Below are 16,458 nucleotides of genomic sequence, written 5' to 3' on the forward strand. Positions count from 1 at the left end.
GCTCCTTATCGTGAGTCGACGCGAGTGCAGGCCGCCACTGCCTGTTTTTGTGTTCACTGCTTTCCGCTGCTTCCCGCTGCTTTCCACTGTTTCCGCGCGTAGCGGAGCGGAACTGGCAGCCGTCGTCGGCATTCTCTACGGGCGCTACACAGCGCAAAACGGTGCGCGCCGCAATGGCAGGTTCGCGTTCATCATCGCGCTTTGCGACGCGCGCTCGCAATCGGACCAAGGTCGTATTTGCGACAGGATGGTTCGTTGATTCAATGGGATATGCAAAAGTCCATGTGTCGTTTCCATTGCCGCGCATCGCCATCGATCGAAGAGGGCAACCCGCGGCGGCGGAACAGCGTGAGGGGATGCAGCGATGGAGCGCGCGATACGTGCTTCTGAACCCGGAAGCCTGCTTGCCATGTCCGCGATGTCAGTCGTGGCGCCCGGCGGATGCCGGCACACGATAGCGGTTCGGGATCGCAAGGCGGCCCCGGTCGCGGCCCGTGTATTGGGGGCTGCGTTGCTCGGCTGCTGCGCGGTGTTGTTCAGCGCGTCGAGCTTCGCGCAGGCACCCGCGGCGAATGCCGCCGCCGCGCCCGCGCCGATGTCGGCCGCGGATCTGGACCGGCTGGTCGGGCCGATTGCGCTCTATCCGGACGACCTGATCGCGATCATCTTGCCAGGTGCCACTTATCCGATCGAAATCGTCCAGGCCGATCGCTTTCTCGATCAGAGAAAGACTAACAAGTCGCTGAAGCTCAACGACGCCTGGCACGATCCGGTAAAAGCGCTGCTGAACTACCCCGACGTCGTCAAGAAGATGAGCACCGATCTCGACTGGACCACGAGTCTCGGCGAGGCCGTCGTCGCCGATCAGGGCGCGGTGCTCGAAGCGATCCAGCGCTTCCGTCGGCAAACGCAATCGGCGGGCCATCTGAAATCCGACGACAAGCAGGTCGTGGTCGTCGAGAAAGAAGTGATCAAGATCCAGCCGGCCGATCCGCAGGTGATCTACGTGCCGCAGTACAACCCGCAGACGGTGGTCGTCGCCAGTGCGCCGGTGAGCTACGGCTATTATCCGGCGCCTTATCCGGCTTACTACTATCCGTACCCGCCCGGCGCCGCGCTCGCGACGGGGCTGATCTGGGGCGCGGCGATTACCGCCGCGTGGAACGGCGGCCATTACGAAACGCACTACGGCGGCGGTGGCAATAACAACATCAATATCAACCGCGAAACGAACATCGATCGCGGCGACAGAACCGTCAACAGGGGCGACAGGAACGTCGAGCGCGGCAATATCAATACGGGCGACGTCAACCGCGGCGGCGGTCGCGGCCAGGGCGGCGGGACGTCCGCATGGACCCCGGACAAGAAGCCGGGCCAGGTTAGCGGTGTCGCGGATCGCTCGGCGCGCACGCAGCGGGTTGGTGATCCGCCCGCGCGCGGCAGCGGCAATTTGGGTGGCGGTAACGCGGGAGCCGGTGCCGGGAATGCCGGCGGTGGGCTTGCCAATCGCGGTGCGGGTGGAGCGGGTGGTGCAGGCGGTGCGGGTGGCGCAGGTGGCGCGGGCGCGGCCGGCGGACGGCCGCAGACGAACCCGCGCAATCCATCGGCCAGCACGCGCGAGCAGGGGCCGCGTGCATCGCAAACACCCGGCGGCGGCAATGCATTCAGCGGCTATGGTTCCGCACGCGACACCCAGGCGAACAGCGCGCGAGGCGCGGCGAGCCGTCAGTCGTTCTCCGAATCGCATGGCGGTGGCGCGCGCGCCGGCGGGCAGGCCGGTGGCGGATTTGGCGGTGGTGCCGGTCGTGGCGGCGGTGGCGGCGGCTTTTCGCGCGGCGGCGGCCGTGGCGGCGGACGGCGATAGGGGGCGGCGATGACGGAGCACAGCATCATCGACAGCTTGATGGGCAGCTTGGTGGGCGGCGTGACTGGCACAGTTGCCGGCGTGCGCGTTCGCATGGGCTCACGGCCAGGTCGCGTCGAATCGTGCGGATTGTTGGGGCTGCGCGGGCTGTACGCACGGCTCGCCACGCTGACCATCGCATTAGGCATCGCGTTGATATTTCCGCCCGGCGCGCTTGCCGCCGATCAACGCACGTTCGCGACACCGGAAGACGCGGTTGCCGCGTTGTCCGACGCGCTGAAAAACGACGACGAAGCGGCGCTCGTTGCGATCTTCGGTGAATCGCACAAGAGCGTGATCGTGTCGCCGGACCACGCTGAAAACGAAGCGAACTGGTCCAAGGCAAGCGCCGAACTGACGGCCTTTCACGCGCTCGACGACGCCGGCCCCAACCGGCGGATTCTGCTGGTCGGCGACGAGGCGTGGCCGATGCCGGTGCCTATCGTCAAGGAAAACGGCAGCTGGCGTTTCGCGACCGAACTCGGTGAAGATGAACTGGTGAATCGCCGTATCGGCGCGAACGAACGCGCGGCCATCGAGGTGCTGCAAGCGTATCTCGGCGCGCAGCGCGACTATGCGTCGCGGCCGCGCAATCACGACGGGCTGCTCGAATACGCGCAGAAGCTGGCCAGCACGCCGGGCAGGCACGATGGTCTCTATTGGCACACGAACGAAAACAGCGACGAAGAGGAGAGTCCGTTCGGGCCGCTGGTCGCCGCCAGCTCCGTCTATCTGAAGGGCCACGCAGCCGGCGATCCGTATCGCGGCTATCACTTCAGAATCCTGACGAAGCAGGGCAAGCATGCGCCGGGCGGCGCGTTTAGCTATGTGATCAACGGACACATGCTGGCCGGCTTCGCGATGGTGGCCTATCCGGCCCAATACGGCACGAGCGGTGTGATGACTTTCGTCGTCAGCAACAATGGCGTGATCTATCAGAAGAACCGTGGCGAGCATGCACCGCCGATCACGGAGTTCGATCCGGACAGCAGTTGGCAGCGCGTCAAGGATCCGTTCTAGCAACCGTTCCGAGCGTTCGCACTATCGAAGGCCAGCGGAGGCGTTACGTTGAGCAACAAATCCGGCGTTACCGATCCGGCGACGGCCGCTTCTTCCACGAATGCGCGCGGCTCGCGCATTCCTTTTCCCCCGGCGCGCTGGCTGCGCACCTACGAGCCGCGCTGGCTCGCGAAAGACGCGGTGGCCGGCGTGACGCTCGCCGCGTACGGTATTCCGGTGTCCCTTGCGTATGCATCGCTCGCTGGTTTGCCGCCGCAATACGGCGTGTACGGCTATCTGTCCGGCGGACTCGCTTACGCGCTATTCGGCTCGTCGCGCCAGCTCGCGATTGGCCCGACCTCGGCGATCTCGATGCTCGTCGGCGTGACGGTCGCCGGGATGGCGGACGGCGATCCGGCGCGCTGGCTGTCGATCGTCGCGTTGACGGCGGTGCTGATCGCGATCATGTGCGCGTTTGCATGGCTGCTGCGGCTCAGTTCACTGGTCAATTTCATCAGCGAGACGATCCTGCTCGGCTTCAAGGCCGGCGCGGCGCTGACGATCGCGTTGACGCAACTGCCCAAACTGTTCGGCGTGAAAGGCGGCGGCGAAGCGTTCTTCGCGCGCATCGTCGTGCTGTGGCAGCAACTTCCGCTGACCAACCTGACGGTGCTTGCGTTCGGCCTCGTTTGCATTGCGTTGCTGCTCGCCGGTGAGAAATGGCTGCCGGGGCGGCCGGTTGCGCTCGCGGTCGTGGCGGCGGCGATCGTCGTGTTGTCGGTTACGCCGCTCGCCAGCCGCGGTTTTACGCTGGTCGGCGCGTTGCCGCGAGGGCTGCCCGAATTCCGCTTGCCGGGGTTGCGGCTAAGCGATGTCGACGGCATTGTGCCGCTTGCGTTCGCGTGTTTGCTGCTCGCGTACGTGGAAAGCGTGTCGGCCGCGCGTGCGCTCGCGCAGGCCAACGGCTACGAGATCGACGCCCGTCAGGAACTGCTCGGTTTAGGCGCGGCCAATCTCGCGGCCGGGCTGTTTCAGGCCTATCCGGTCGCGGGTGGGCTGTCGCAATCGTCGGTGAACGACAAGGCCGGCGCGAAGAGCGCTTTGGCGCTCGTGTTCGCATCGATCGCGATCGGGCTGTGTCTGATGTTCCTGTCCGGGCTGCTCGCGAATCTGCCGAACGTCGTGCTCGCCGCGATCGTGCTGGTGGCCGTGAAGGGGCTCGTCGACATCGCCGAGTTGCGGCGTGTCTGGCGCGTGAGCCGCTTCGAATTCGCGATCTCGATGGTTGCGTTCGCGGCGGTGCTGCTGCTGGGCATCCTGAAGGGCGTGATCGTCGCGGTGCTGGTCTCGATGCTGCTGATCGTGCGGCGCGCCGCGCATCCGCATGTGGCGGTGCTCGGACGTATCCCCGGCACGCGTTCTTTCTCGGATCTCGAACGTCATGTCGAGAACGAGGCCGTGCCGCACGTGCTGATCGTGCGTATCGAGTCGTCACTGCTTTACTTCAACGTCGAACACGTGCGCGAGACGATCCGGCACAGGATCGGTATCGCGGCGGAGCCGATCGGGCTCGTGATCTGCGATCTGTCCGCGGCGCCGTTCGTCGACCTCGCGGGCGCGCGCATGCTCGCAGCCCTGCATGAAGCGCTGTGCGCATCCGGCACCGCGATGAAAGTCGTCGGCGCGCATGCGGAGGTGCGCGACATGCTGCGCGCCGCGGGTCTCGAGGATCGTGTCGGCCACATCGGCCGCCTTGCTTCGGTGGCGGACGTCGTCGACGAATTCCAGGCACAGGCAGGTGGCGCGGCCGATGATGGTGCCGGCGACGCGCGGATCGCGCCGCGCCCCGCTATGTAGCCAACGATATGAACCCCATCCGATATCACGAGGAAAGATCCATGTCATTCGAACTCCATCCAGCGCGACGTGTGTTGCGTGTTTTACGTGTGTTGTCCCCGTGTTTCGCCGGTCTCGCGCTTGCGGCCGGCGCGGCGTCGAGTTACGCGACCAACCTGAATTTTCTGAACAACACGCCCATCACCTATATGCGCGATGCCGATCGTCAGGCGCTTAACGCGGCGGCCCAGAAGGCGCTCGAAACCGGCAAGGATGGCGAAACATTCCAGTGGAGCAATGCGGGCACCGGCAATCCGGTGCAGATCGGCGGCACCGTGACGCCGCGCGATGTGACGAAAGAAGGCGGGCAGACCTGCCGTCAGGTGACGCTCGTCGCGAACGCGAAAGGCCAGACGCAGACCTGGACGCCGACCGCGTGCAAAACCGGCAACGGCCTGTGGAAGATCCTGCGGCAATGAGCCGATGTGTGAGACCAAGGTCGTATTGTTTTGTCCCGTGCGACGAATCATTGTATTCAAGGGGAGAGATCGATTCGGATCGGCAGACCGCCGCCTGGCAAGCTGGTAACTCCGCTGTAACTCATCACGCCGATAACAAAATCGCGGCCGCTATCTGTTTACAGAACACCTGCTTGCACTTCGGTGCCGGCGGGCGAACCGAAGACGAGGGCTAAGATGGCATGGCTAGTCACAACGCTACGGCAGTATCCCGAGATCGCGATATTTCTGTCGCTCGGGATCGGTTATTGGATCGGCGGCAAAAGCTATAAGGGTTTCAGTCTCGGCGCGGTCACGGCGACACTGCTGGTGGCTATCGCAATCGGGCAGTTGCACATCACGGTGTCGCCGAACGTCAAGTCGGTGTTCTTTCTGATCTTCCTGTTCGCAGTCGGCTATGGCGTCGGCCCGCAGTTCGTGCGCGGTCTTGCGAAAGACGGCTTGCCGCAGGCGCTATTCGCGGCCGTGCAGGCGTTGCTGTCGCTCGGCGCGGTCGTGCTGGTCGCGAAGCTCGCGGGCTACGACCTCGGCTCGGCGGCCGGTATCTTCGCCGGCTCGCAGACCATCTCGGCGTCGATGGGGCTCGCCTCGGACGCGATCAACCGCCTCGCGCTGCCGGCCGATCAAACCAAAGAACTGCTCAACGCGATGCCGACCGCGTACGCGGTGTCCTACATCTTCGGCACTATCGGCTCCGCGGTGATTCTCGCGACGCTCGGGCCGCGGCTGCTGCGCATCGATCTGGTTGCCGCATGCAAGGAATACGAAGCGACGCTCGGCGGCAGCAAGGAAATGGGCGGCGAGGGCCAGGCATGGCATCGCTACGAACTGCGCGCGTTTCGGATACTCGCCGATGCTCCGGCTTGCGGCAAAACGGTCAGCGCGGTCGAAGCGCTACAGCCGGCGAATACCCGGCTTTTTATCGAACGCATCCGGCGCGGCGGCTCGATTTCCGAGGCCACGCTCGATATGACGTTGCAGGCCGACGACGTGGTCGCGATCGCGGGCCCGCGCGACCAGTTGGTATCGGTGCTCGGCGGCAGCGGTCCGAACGGCGATGACAGCGGTGATAGCGCGGTCGCGGTGCGGCGCGCGCGCGTGGTGGAGGTCGACGATCCCGAACTGCTGGCGGTGCCGGCCGAAGGCGTGGATGTCTATGTGACGAGCAAGATCGTCGACGGCAAGACCTTGCAGGAACTGGCCGGCATGCCGCTCGCGCGCGGCGTCTTTCTCAGAAAGATCAAACGCGGACCGACCGAAACGCAGATTCCGATCCTGCCGAGTACCAAACTGCACCGCGGCGACACGATCACGATCGTCGGCCGCACGCAGGACACGACGGCGGCCGCGAAAGTACTCGGCGTACTGGATCGCGCAACCAATGTGACGGATGTCGCGTTCGTCGCGCTCGCGATCACCGTCGGCGCGCTGGTCGGCGCGATCGTGATCAACGTCGCGGGTATTCCGATCACGCTGTCGACCGCCGGCGGCGCACTGATCGCAGGTCTGGTGTTCGGCTGGCTGCGCGCGATTCACCCAACGTTTGGCCGCATTCCGGAGCCCACCGTGTGGTTCATGAACTCGGTCGGCCTGAACGTGTTCATCGCGGTGATCGGTCTGACCGCGGGTCCGGGCTTCGTCTCCGGCTTGCAGCACCTCGGTGTCGGGCTATTCCTGTGGGGCATCGTCGCGACCTCGCTGCCGCTGATCTTCGGGATGTTGATCGCGCGCTATGTGTTCCATTTCCATCCGGCGATTCTGCTCGGCGTCTGCGCGGGTTCGAGAACGACGACGGCGGCGCTCGGGATGATCTGCGACGCGGCGAAAAGCCAGATTCCCGGACTCGGCTATACGGTGACCTACGCGGTCGGCAATACGCTGCTGACGATCTGGGGAATGGTGGTCGTGATGATTCTGGCTTGACGGATATCGACGGCGCTACGCGACGGGTAACGCCGATCCGGCGAACTTCGTTCAGGAGGAAAGATGAACAAGCGGGACAAGCAGGATAAAGGCGATGTCGATAAGGCGGCCAAGCTGGCGGCCCTCAGTCCGTTCGAACTGAAGGACGAACTGATCAAGGCGGCGGGCGGCGGTGCGGTCGAGCGGGCCGCGAACCTCGCGATGCTCAACGCCGGGCGCGGCAATCCGAATTTTCTCGCGACCGAGCCGCGTCACGGGTTCTGGCAACTGGGGCTGTTTGCGATGCGCGAGGCGGAGCGCTCGTTCGCGTATATGCCGGAAGGGCTCGGCGGCTTCCCGAAACGCGAGGGGCTGACCGAGCGCTTCGAACTGTTTTTGCGCGGCAACAAGGGCGTGCCGGGCATTGCCTTTCTGGCGAGCGCGGTGTCGTACGTGCGCGATCAGCTTGGCCTTTCCGCGACCGATTTTCTGTATGAAATGTGCGAGGGCATTCTGGCGTCGAACTATCCGGTGCCCGACCGGATGCTGAAGCTCTCCGAAGTGATCGTCGGACAGTATCTGCGTCGCGAGATGATCGGCAAGCATCCGTTCATCGGCGAATTCGATATCTTCGCGGTTGAAGGCGGCACCGCCGCAATGACCTATATCTTCAACACGATGCGCCAGAATCACTTGATCAAGGCCGGCGACACGATCGCGCTCGGCATGCCGATCTTCACACCGTACATCGAGATTCCGGCGCTAAACGACTACCGGTTGAAAGTCGTGCACGTGAATGCCGACGTCGAAAAAAACTGGCAGTACTCGAACAAGGAACTCGACAAGCTGCGCGATCCGGCGGTCAAGGCATTCTTTCTCGTCAATCCGAGCAATCCGCCGTCGGTGCGCATCAGCGACGAGAGCCTCGCTTATGTCGCCGACATCGTCAAGGAGCGTCCCGATCTGATCCTGCTGACCGACGACGTGTACGGCACCTTCGCCGACGATTTCGTGTCGCTGTTCGCGATGGCACCGAAGAATACGATTCTCGTGTACTCGTATTCGAAGTACTTCGGCGCGACCGGCTGGCGCCTCGGCACGATCTGCACGCATCGCGACAATATCTTCGACCGCCTGATCGGCGAGTTGCCGAAAGACGTGAAGAAGGAACTGCATCATCGTTACGAGTCGATCACGACCGAGCCGGACAAGCTGAAGTTTATCGACCGCCTGGTTGCCGATAGCCGTACCGTCGCGCTGAATCACACGGCCGGACTGTCGACGCCGCAGCAAGTGCAGATGGTGTTGTTCTCGCTGTTTTCGCTGATGGACACGCCCGACGCGTACAAGAATGCGCTGAAGCGTCTGATTCGCCATCGCAAACGCGCGCTCTACGAGGGCATGGGCATTTCGTCCGGCGGCAGCGACGTCAATCAGGTCGACTACTACACGATTCTCGATATGGAATATCTCGGCGAACGCGCCTACGGCCGCGAATTCGTCGACTGGCTATTGAAGAATACCGAGCCGTCCGAACTGCTCTTCAGGCTCGCGCGCGAAGCCCGCGTGGTGGTGTTGCCCGGGCGTGGTTTCGGCACTCAGCATCCGTCCGGGCGCGTATCGCTCGCGAATCTGAACGAGTCCGACTACCGCAAGATCGGTCAGGCGATGCGCGCGCTGCTGAGCGATTACGTGGATCGCTACAACGCGGCGACCGGCAGCAAACTCGACAGAGACAAAACCCTGTAGATCCCGATACCGGGCCGGTGGCGATCATGCGGCGCGCGAGTGCTCGCATCACGGCGCCGGCCGTTGAGGAGTGGCGAAATGACGATCCCAATCGACAAAGTTACGCCGTACGACGAATTCAACTATCCGATTCCGGAGAATGAGTTTCCGAAAGACGGGATGTCCGCGAAAGCCGCGGCGGCTGTTGTGATCAGCTCCGAATGGACCGACGCGAATCCGATGCTGAACATGTCGTCGTTCGTCACGACGTGGGCCGAGCCAGAGGCGGCGGAGACCGCGAAGCGCAATATCTTCAAGAACTATATCGACCATGACATGTACCCGCAGGTGTTCGCGATGGAAACACGCATGGTCAAGTGGCTGCATCAGCTATGGAACGGTCCGAAGGATGTGGAGCCGTACGGCACCGCCACGGTCGGCTCGTCCGAAGCGTGCATGCTCGGCGGTCTCGCGCACAAGTGGAACTGGCGCAAACAGCGCGAGGCGCAGGGCAAAGATTCGAGCCGGCCGAATATGGTGACGGGCGGCAACGTGCAGATCGTGTGGAAGAAGTTCTTTCGCTATTTCGACGTCGAGCCGCGCATCGTGCCGTTGAGTCCCGGCAACTACCGGCTGACAGCCGAGCATCTCGACAAGTTCGTCGACGAGAACACGATTGCGGTGGTCGCGATTGCAGGACAGACCTTCACCGGCGAAGACGACGATATCCAGGGCATTCACGACTGGCTCGACGACTACGAAAAACGCACCGGCATTTCGATTCCGATGCATATCGACGGCGCGTCGGGCGGATTCGTCAATCCGTTCCTGTATCCCGACTACAAATGGGATTTCCGGCTGCCGCGCGTGCAATCGATCAACGCTTCTGGGCACAAATACGGACTGGTTCCGCCGGGACTCGGCTGGGTTATTTTCCGCGAGCGCAAGGTGTTCAACGAAGAGCTGGTTTTCTACGTGAATTATCTCGGCGGCGAAATGCCGACGGCGACGCTGAACTTCAGCCGCAACGCGTTTCAGGTGGCCGTGCAGTACTACATGTTTCTCAGGCAGGGCTTCGAAGGCTATCGGCGCATCATGCAGCACACGCTCGACAATGCGATCGCGTTGCGCGGCGTGCTGGTCGACAGCGGCTACTTCACGATGATGAACGAAACGCAGCGTATTCCGGTGGTGGCGGTGACGCTCGATAGCAAGGTCAAGAGGTTCAACGAGTTCGACGTGTCGAATAAGGTGCGTGAGAAGGGCTGGGTGCTGTCCGCGTATTCAATGCCGCCGAACGCCGAAACGGTGAATAGCCTCAGAGTCGTCGTGAGGCCGCACGTGAACCACAATGTCGCGATGCTGCTTGCCAACGATATCGTGACCGCATGCCAATACCTCGATAAACATGGCGGTAATGCGGCGCCGCCGGAATTGCATACGCATGCGTCGGGGCAAGCGTCGCCGACTAAATGCTGAGGCGGTAAATGGCGGGCGCGCCGGTTCGAACGGATCGGCGCGCACGTCTATGTGCACGTCTACGCGAACCTCTACGCGATCCCGCGCAAATTACCCACTTGCCGCCCCAACTGCTCCGCGCGCCGACAAATAGCCTGCATCAGCAGTACCGCGCCTCGCGGCGGTGGTGAGAACTTCGAATACACGAACGTCGAAATCATCTCCAGTTCCTCGACGAGCGGCCGCACTACACAATCGGCCTGGCCGGCCGCGAACTCGTCGACGATAGCCAATCCCAGGCCGCCTTGTACCAGTGCGAGCGCCTGATCCGCGCGCGTTACGTCGACCACGGACGTCAATTCGACGTCGGCGTGCTGGCACGCCCTGAAGATCACCGTACCGAACGGAATATCGCGTCTGAAAAGAATCATCGGCTCGCTGCTCAGATCGGCGAGTGCGATGTGCTGCTTCGCCGCCAGCGGATGATCGGCCGGTAGCGCGCACACCATGCGGCCGCGCATGAACGGCACGACTTCCAGATGTTCGTGCTCGATCGGCATCGACGTGACCGCGACATCCACCGCCTTGCTCAGCACTTCGAGCGGCATATCGGACATCAGCGCCGTATGCCAGTCGATCTGCAGCTTCGGCATGGTCCGTTTCAGTTCGACGATCGCCGGTGCGACGATCGCCGGCCCCAGCGACGGGCTGCAGGCGACGCGCAACAGGCTGGCCGGTCCGAGCGCGAGCGCGCGCGCGAATTCATCGACACGCAACGCCGACTGATAGAGCTGGTCGACCTCGCGAAACAGCGCCTGCGCTTCGGCGGTCGGAATCAGCCGGCCCTTCGAGCGTTCGAACAGCCGCAGGCCGAGCGTGGTTTCCGTATGCGACACCAGCTTGCTGACGGCCGGCTGCGACACGTACAGCATCTTCGCCGCCGCATTGATCGAGCCGGTCAGCATCACCGCGCGAAAGACCTCCATTTGCCGCAGCTTGAAACGCATTCCTTCTCCGAAGACAGGCCGAGCGCGGGCCGAGTAATTAACCAAAGGTTATAGGGTAGCTGAAACTCGGCATACGACAGCAGTGCGGCAACTCCCTAGTATCTCGATGAAGTGACAACGACCTCATCGAAAGCGGTTCGAAAGGATGGGGTAAAGAAAGCATCATGGAGACAGCATGAACCGGATCTATCCCCCTCGCGCGCTCGACGCTCAGGCGAACGCGTCCTCGGCCGTCCGCACGCGAGCGCGCTTCGGCATCCTCGCGCTGCTCGCGATCGGCACCACGATCAACTATCTGGATCGCAGCGTCGCGGGTATCGCCGCGCCCGCGATGAGTCACGAACTGGGCCTGACACCTGCGCTGATGGGCGTGATCTTCTCGGCCTTTTCATGGACCTACACCGCGTCGCAGATTCCTGGCGGCGTGTTGCTCGATCGGGTCGGCACGCGCTGGACCTACTTTTTTGCGTTGACGCTGTGGTCGCTATTCACCGGGTTGCAAGGGCTCGCGACCGGCTTCGTATCGCTGCTCGTCATGCGTCTGCTGATCGGCGCGGCGGAGGCGCCGTGCTTTCCGACCAATAGCCGTGTCGTTGCGATCTGGTTTCCGCAGAGCGAGCGCGCCCGCGCGACGGGTGTGTATACGTTCGCGGAATACGTCGGTCTCGCGTTTCTGAGCCCGTTGCTGTTCTGGTTCGAACAGCGTTACGGATGGCGCGCGCTGTTCGGCATGGTCGGCGCGATCGGTGTCGTGTTCGGCGCGGTGTGGCTGATGCGCTTTCGCGAGCCGCATCAGTCGAAGTCGGCGAACCGCGAGGAACTCGACTACATCGCGCACGGCGGCGGGGTCGTCGACGGCAGCCGCGATGTCACGCATTTTCGCTGGTCGGACATCGGCGCGCTGCTGCGTCAGCGCAGCATGCTCGGTATCTGCATCGGCCAGTTCGCGTGCAACTCGACCAATGTGTTCTTTCTGACGTGGTTTCCGACGTACCTCGTGACCGAGCGGCATATGCCGTGGCTGAAGGTCGGCATGGTCGCGGTGCTGCCGTTTATCGCGGCATCGGTCGGCACGCTCAGCGGTGGCTGGATTTCCGACGCGATGCTGCGGCGAGGCATCTCGCTGAACTGGTCGCGCAAGCTGCCGGTGATCACCGGTCTCGTGAGCGCCGCGACGATCGCGCTGGCGAACTACGTCGATTCGACCAGCGCGGTGATCGCGATCCTGTGCGTCGCCTATTTCGCGCAAGGCATGTCGGCGCTGGCGTGGATGATCGTGTCCGATATCGCACCCAAGGGCCTGCTCGGTTTGAGCGGAGGCATCTTCAATCTGTTCGCGAACGCCGCCGGCATCGTCACGCCGCTCGTGATCGGACTGATCGTCGGCGCGACCGGCTCGTTCGTCTATGCGCTTGCGTTTATCTCGGCCGTGACGCTGGTGGGCGCGCTGTCGTATCTGTTCGTCGTCGGCGACATCAAGCGGATCGTGCTGCCGGGCAGTGCTTACGCGTCTTCGTCGTCCTCCCATTGAAACTTCAAAGGAACGCTTTTTCATGAATCAGACACTCGACGGCCAGATTGCGATCGTCACGGGCGGCGTGCGAGGCATCGGCCTCGGTATCGCGCGGCAACTGAAGGCTGCGGGCGCACGCGTCGCGCTGTGGGATCTCGATGTCGGCGCATTCGATGCGCGGCAGGCGGAGTTCGAAGCCGATCATCTGCAGGCAGTGGATGTGTCGTCGTATGAAGCGGTCGAGCGTGCATTCGCGGCGACCGTCGAGGCGCTGGGCCATGTCGACATTCTGGTGAACAACGCCGGTATCAACGGTCCGGTGGCGCCGAGCTGGGAGTATCCGGTCGACACCTGGCAGCGCGTGCTGGCCGTCGATCTGAACAGCGTGTTCTATTGCTGCCGCGTCGCGGTTCCGCATATGCGCGCGCGCGGCGGCGGGCGCATCGTCAACGTCGCATCGATCGCGGGCAAGGAGGGCGTGCAGTACATCTCCGCGTATTCGGCGGCGAAAGCCGGTGTGATCGCGTTCACGAAGTCCGCCGCGAAGGAACTCGCGCGCGACAACGTGCTGATCAACTGCGTCGCGCCCGCGATGGTGGAAACCGAACTGATGCGCGAGATGTCCGCGCAGCATATCGAGGCGAGCAAGGCCAAGATTCCGATGGGCCGCTTTCTGCAGATCGAGGAAGTCGGCCGGATGGTGAGCTGGATCGCGAGCCCCGCATGCAGCTTTACGACGGGCTTCACGTTCGATCTGACGGGCGGGAGGGCCACCTATTGAACCCGGTCAACGGTAGCGCCCGTCCGCTCGCGGTCGCGCATCTGACGGCGCTCGATGTCGAGCCGGCGCGATGGGTGCGCGCCGCGTCGCGCGCCGGTTTCGCCGCCGTCGGGCTGCGTCTTCATCCGGCGACCGCGGACGGCGTCGCTTATCTGAGCGCCATCGGCAGCGCCGCGCATCGCGAGTTGCGCGACACGTTGGCGGGCGAGGGCATCGCGGTTCACGACGTCGAGTTCGTGCCGGTCGGGCCAGGGTTCGATCCGGCGTCGCTCGGTACGCTGTTCGAAGTGGCCGCGTCGCTTGGCGCGCGCTGCGTGAACGTGTCGGGCGACGACCCGGATAGCGCGCGGCTCGCGGCCACGCTCGCGGCACTCGCCGAACGCGCGCGGCCGTTCGGCTTGCGCATCGACCTCGAATTCATGCGCTGGCGCCACGTCGGTTCGCTCGCGCAGGCCCGCGCGGTGATCGAACGCGCCGCGCAGCCGAATCTGGCGTTGCTGGTGGATGCGCTGCATCTGTCGCGCTCGGGCGGAACGCCTGAGGATGTCGCCGCGTTGCCGCCGGCATCGATTGGTTCTGTGCAGCTATGCGATGCATCCGGCGTGCTGCCTGGCAGCGACGACGAAGCGATCCACGAGGCGCGCCTGAACCGGATGGCGCCAGGCGCCGGCACGCTGCCGCTCGATGCATTGCTGCGCGCATTGCCGCCGCAGGTGGCGTTGGGCGTCGAAATGCCGATGCCGTCGCTGCCGCTCGACGCGCGCCTCGAACTCGCCTATCGCTCGACGCGGCGTGTCGTCGAGCGCGCGGCGGCCGATGCGCTCGCCACATCCGCCACGAACTGACCCACGAGCTTATGAGCGTATTCACTGAAGACAAGATCGATTGCCACTGTCATGTATTCGATCCGCTGCGCTTTCCGTATCGCGACGACACCACATACCGGCCCGCGCAACAGGAGGTCGGCACGCCCGCGCAGCTAATTCACGCGATGAATGCGTATGGCGTGCGTCATGCGCTGCTGGTTGGGCCGACGAGCGGCTATCGGACCGACAATCGTTGCCTGCTCGATACGCTGCAGCGATACGACGGCCGTTTTCGCGGCATTGCCGTGGTCGACAACGACATCGGCCGCGACGCGTTGCGCGCGCTGCGCGAGCACGGCGTGACCGGCGTCGCATTCAACCCGGCGATGGAGGGCATCGAACTGGTATTGGGCGCGGCGGACCTGTTTGCCGCGCTCGCGGATCTCGGCATGGTCGCGCAGGTGCAGGTGGCGGGCGACCAGATGAGCGCGCTCGGACCGTGGCTCGCGCGGCAGCCCGCGACGCTCGTCGTCGATCATTGCGGCAGGCCGGACAGTCCGGACGGTGTCGGTCAGGCAGGCTTTCAGGCACTGTTGCGTCTCGCCGATAGCGGACGGACCGCGGTGAAGCTGTCCGGCTGGCAGAAGTACGCGCGCCGGCCGCACCCGTACGAGGACGCGTGGCCTTATGCGGACGCGCTGCTGCGCGCGTTCGGCCCCGAGCATTGCCTATGGGGTTCGGACTGGCCGTTTCTGCGGGCTCCCGAACGTCTCGACTATGGTCCGCTGCTGACGCTGTTCGAACAACTGGTGCCCGACGCCGCCGCCCGGCGGCAGATCCAGTGGGACACGCCGCGACGGCTGTTTGGTTTTGCCGGCCAGCCGGTCGGCGCCGACACCGCGCATTGCGAATCCGTTGCTTCCTGAAAACGTTTTGCCGATATGAAATCCATGGAAAAAAACCAACCTTTGCGTTTTGGCGTACTGGGCGCCGCGAAGATCGCGCGCTCGTTTATCGCGGGCGTCGCATCGTCGGCGCTGATCGATGTCGTTGCGGTCGCGAGCCGCGATATCGAAAAGGGCGGGCAATTCGCCAGCGAACTGGGTGTGCCGCGCACGCATGGTTCGTACGAGGCGTTGCTCGACGATCCCGATATCGACGCGGTCTATGTGCCGCTGCCGAACACGTTGCACGCCGAATGGGTGATCAAGGCGCTGAACGCGGGCAAGCACGTGCTGTGCGAAAAGCCGCTCGCGGTGTCGACGGCCGATACGCTCGCGATGTTCGAAGCCGCGCGCCGCAATCGGCGTTTTCTGGCCGAGGCGTATCCGTATCGCGCGCAGCAACAGACGCTCGCGCTGCGGCGTCTGCTCGACGAAGGCGCGATCGGTCGCGTGCAAACAATCTTCGCGTGCTTCGGCGTCAAGTTCAGCGACCCGGCGAATATCCGGCTCGACCCCGAGCGCGGCGGCGGCGCATTGCTCGATGCCGGCAGCTATGCGACGAATATGGTGCGCATGGTCGCGGGCGAGAAGCCGTCGCGTGTGAACGCGATCGCGCGTTGGGCGGACACCAAGGTCGATCTGACGGTGATCGCGAATCTCGAGCTTCCGGGCGGTTTGCTGGGCCAGATCTCGTGCAGCTTCAACACCGCCTACCATCGGCACGCACTGATCGCCGGCACGGACGGCATCCTCGAAACGACCTTCCTCAATAGTCCGCCCGATGCGGGGCCGCCCGAAATTCATCTGCGTCGCGGCATCCCGGCGACGACGGTGCGCGAAACCATCACGCTCGAAGGCGGCAGCGGTTTTCTCGCCGAAGCGGAGAGCTTTGCGCGCGCGGTGATGCTGGGTCGCGAGCATTGGACCGGCAGCACGGAACAGGAGTCGATCGACACGATCGCGACGCTAGAAGCGATCGCGCGCAGCATCCGTTCCGGCAACTGGGAAGACGTGTAACACCAATCGACACCAACAAGTCGACATAGATAAATCGGAGACAAGC

The 16,458-nt window shown here is 63.8% G+C and carries 13 protein-coding genes; 12 read left to right on the forward strand and 1 reads right to left on the reverse strand.

From position 1 onward, the window contains the following. The first annotated feature begins 409 nt into the window (after window positions 1-409). The 7 genes from L0U82_RS07335 to L0U82_RS07365 all read left to right on the forward strand — a co-directional run bounded on the left by L0U82_RS07335 (window position 410) and on the right by L0U82_RS07365 (window position 10,365). Window positions 410-1,864 (forward strand): DUF3300 domain-containing protein, encoded by a 1,455-nt coding sequence (locus tag L0U82_RS07335; protein ID WP_233829487.1) that lies wholly within the window; start codon window positions 410-412, stop codon window positions 1,862-1,864. 9 nt (window positions 1,865-1,873) lie between these two features. Beyond that, window positions 1,874-2,923, forward strand: a complete 1,050-nt coding sequence (locus L0U82_RS07340; RefSeq protein ID WP_233829488.1) for a DUF2950 domain-containing protein — start codon at window positions 1,874-1,876, stop codon at window positions 2,921-2,923. Window positions 2,924-2,971: 48 nt separating this feature from the next. Beyond that, window positions 2,972-4,759: a SulP family inorganic anion transporter gene (locus tag L0U82_RS07345; RefSeq protein ID WP_233829489.1), complete on the forward strand. Its 1,788-nt coding sequence runs from the start codon at window positions 2,972-2,974 to the stop codon at window positions 4,757-4,759. Between the two features lie 41 nt (window positions 4,760-4,800). Continuing rightward, the gene (locus L0U82_RS07350) at window positions 4,801-5,217 is read left to right on the forward strand and encodes an RT0821/Lpp0805 family surface protein (protein ID WP_233829490.1); all 417 of its coding nucleotides are present in this window, start codon (window positions 4,801-4,803) and stop codon (window positions 5,215-5,217) included. A gap of 216 nt (window positions 5,218-5,433) precedes the next feature. Further along, window positions 5,434-7,179 (forward strand): aspartate-alanine antiporter, encoded by a 1,746-nt coding sequence (gene aspT / locus L0U82_RS07355; protein WP_233829491.1) that lies wholly within the window; start codon window positions 5,434-5,436, stop codon window positions 7,177-7,179. A 63-nt stretch (window positions 7,180-7,242) separates the two neighbouring features. Next, a complete protein-coding gene (locus L0U82_RS07360) occupies window positions 7,243-8,907 on the forward strand; it encodes a bifunctional aspartate transaminase/aspartate 4-decarboxylase (protein ID WP_233829492.1) in 1,665 nt (554 codons plus the stop codon). A gap of 78 nt (window positions 8,908-8,985) precedes the next feature. Next, window positions 8,986-10,365, forward strand: coding sequence for a glutamate decarboxylase (locus L0U82_RS07365; protein WP_233829494.1), 1,380 nt, complete (start codon window positions 8,986-8,988; stop codon window positions 10,363-10,365). Window positions 10,366-10,436: 71 nt separating this feature from the next. Here the strand turns inward: L0U82_RS07365 and L0U82_RS07370 are convergent, their stop codons facing one another. Next, window positions 10,437-11,351, reverse strand: a complete 915-nt coding sequence (locus L0U82_RS07370) for a LysR family transcriptional regulator (RefSeq protein WP_233829496.1) — start codon at window positions 11,349-11,351, stop codon at window positions 10,437-10,439. A 175-nt stretch (window positions 11,352-11,526) separates the two neighbouring features. On the opposite strand from L0U82_RS07370, the gene L0U82_RS07375 reads away from it, so the two are divergent. The 5 genes from L0U82_RS07375 to L0U82_RS07395 are packed head-to-tail and all read left to right on the forward strand — an operon-like array spanning window position 11,527 to window position 16,412. Further along, window positions 11,527-12,882 carry an MFS transporter gene (locus L0U82_RS07375; RefSeq protein WP_233829498.1) on the forward strand — a complete coding sequence of 452 codons (1,356 nt, stop codon included), beginning with the start codon at window positions 11,527-11,529 and terminating at the stop codon, window positions 12,880-12,882. Between the two features lie 22 nt (window positions 12,883-12,904). Further along, entirely contained in the window at window positions 12,905-13,645 is a 741-nt protein-coding gene (locus tag L0U82_RS07380) for an SDR family NAD(P)-dependent oxidoreductase (protein WP_233829500.1), read from the forward strand. Continuing rightward, window positions 13,642-14,490 (forward strand): sugar phosphate isomerase/epimerase family protein, encoded by an 849-nt coding sequence (locus tag L0U82_RS07385; protein WP_233829502.1) that lies wholly within the window; start codon window positions 13,642-13,644, stop codon window positions 14,488-14,490. The genes L0U82_RS07380 and L0U82_RS07385 overlap by 4 nt, the downstream gene beginning before the upstream one ends. Window positions 14,491-14,501: 11 nt before the next feature. Next, window positions 14,502-15,377 carry an amidohydrolase family protein gene (locus L0U82_RS07390; protein ID WP_233829504.1) on the forward strand — a complete coding sequence of 292 codons (876 nt, stop codon included), beginning with the start codon at window positions 14,502-14,504 and terminating at the stop codon, window positions 15,375-15,377. A 24-nt stretch (window positions 15,378-15,401) separates the two neighbouring features. Further along, window positions 15,402-16,412: a Gfo/Idh/MocA family protein gene (locus L0U82_RS07395; RefSeq protein WP_233829506.1), complete on the forward strand. Its 1,011-nt coding sequence runs from the start codon at window positions 15,402-15,404 to the stop codon at window positions 16,410-16,412. Window positions 16,413-16,458: the final 46 nt, after the last annotated feature.

It is taken from the genome of Paraburkholderia sp. ZP32-5, assembly GCF_021390495.1.
Classification (GTDB): Bacteria; Pseudomonadota; Gammaproteobacteria; order Burkholderiales; family Burkholderiaceae; genus Paraburkholderia.

What these genes read in the sequence shown, in the direction of transcription:
- L0U82_RS07335 (WP_233829487.1), top strand. Translation starts at nt 410, where the DNA reads ATGTCCGCGATGTCAGTCGTGGCGCCCGGCGGATGCCGGCACACGATA.
- L0U82_RS07340 (WP_233829488.1), top strand. Translation starts at nt 1,874, where the DNA reads ATGACGGAGCACAGCATCATCGACAGCTTGATGGGCAGCTTGGTGGGC.
- L0U82_RS07350 (WP_233829490.1), top strand. Translation starts at nt 4,801, where the DNA reads ATGTCATTCGAACTCCATCCAGCGCGACGTGTGTTGCGTGTTTTACGT.
- aspT (WP_233829491.1), top strand. Translation starts at nt 5,434, where the DNA reads ATGGCATGGCTAGTCACAACGCTACGGCAGTATCCCGAGATCGCGATA.
- L0U82_RS07360 (WP_233829492.1), top strand. Translation starts at nt 7,243, where the DNA reads ATGAACAAGCGGGACAAGCAGGATAAAGGCGATGTCGATAAGGCGGCC.
- L0U82_RS07365 (WP_233829494.1), top strand. Translation starts at nt 8,986, where the DNA reads ATGACGATCCCAATCGACAAAGTTACGCCGTACGACGAATTCAACTAT.
- L0U82_RS07370 (WP_233829496.1), bottom strand. Translation starts at nt 11,351, where the DNA reads ATGCGTTTCAAGCTGCGGCAAATGGAGGTCTTTCGCGCGGTGATGCTG.
- L0U82_RS07375 (WP_233829498.1), top strand. Translation starts at nt 11,527, where the DNA reads ATGAACCGGATCTATCCCCCTCGCGCGCTCGACGCTCAGGCGAACGCG.
- L0U82_RS07380 (WP_233829500.1), top strand. Translation starts at nt 12,905, where the DNA reads ATGAATCAGACACTCGACGGCCAGATTGCGATCGTCACGGGCGGCGTG.
- L0U82_RS07390 (WP_233829504.1), top strand. Translation starts at nt 14,502, where the DNA reads ATGAGCGTATTCACTGAAGACAAGATCGATTGCCACTGTCATGTATTC.
- L0U82_RS07395 (WP_233829506.1), top strand. Translation starts at nt 15,402, where the DNA reads ATGGAAAAAAACCAACCTTTGCGTTTTGGCGTACTGGGCGCCGCGAAG.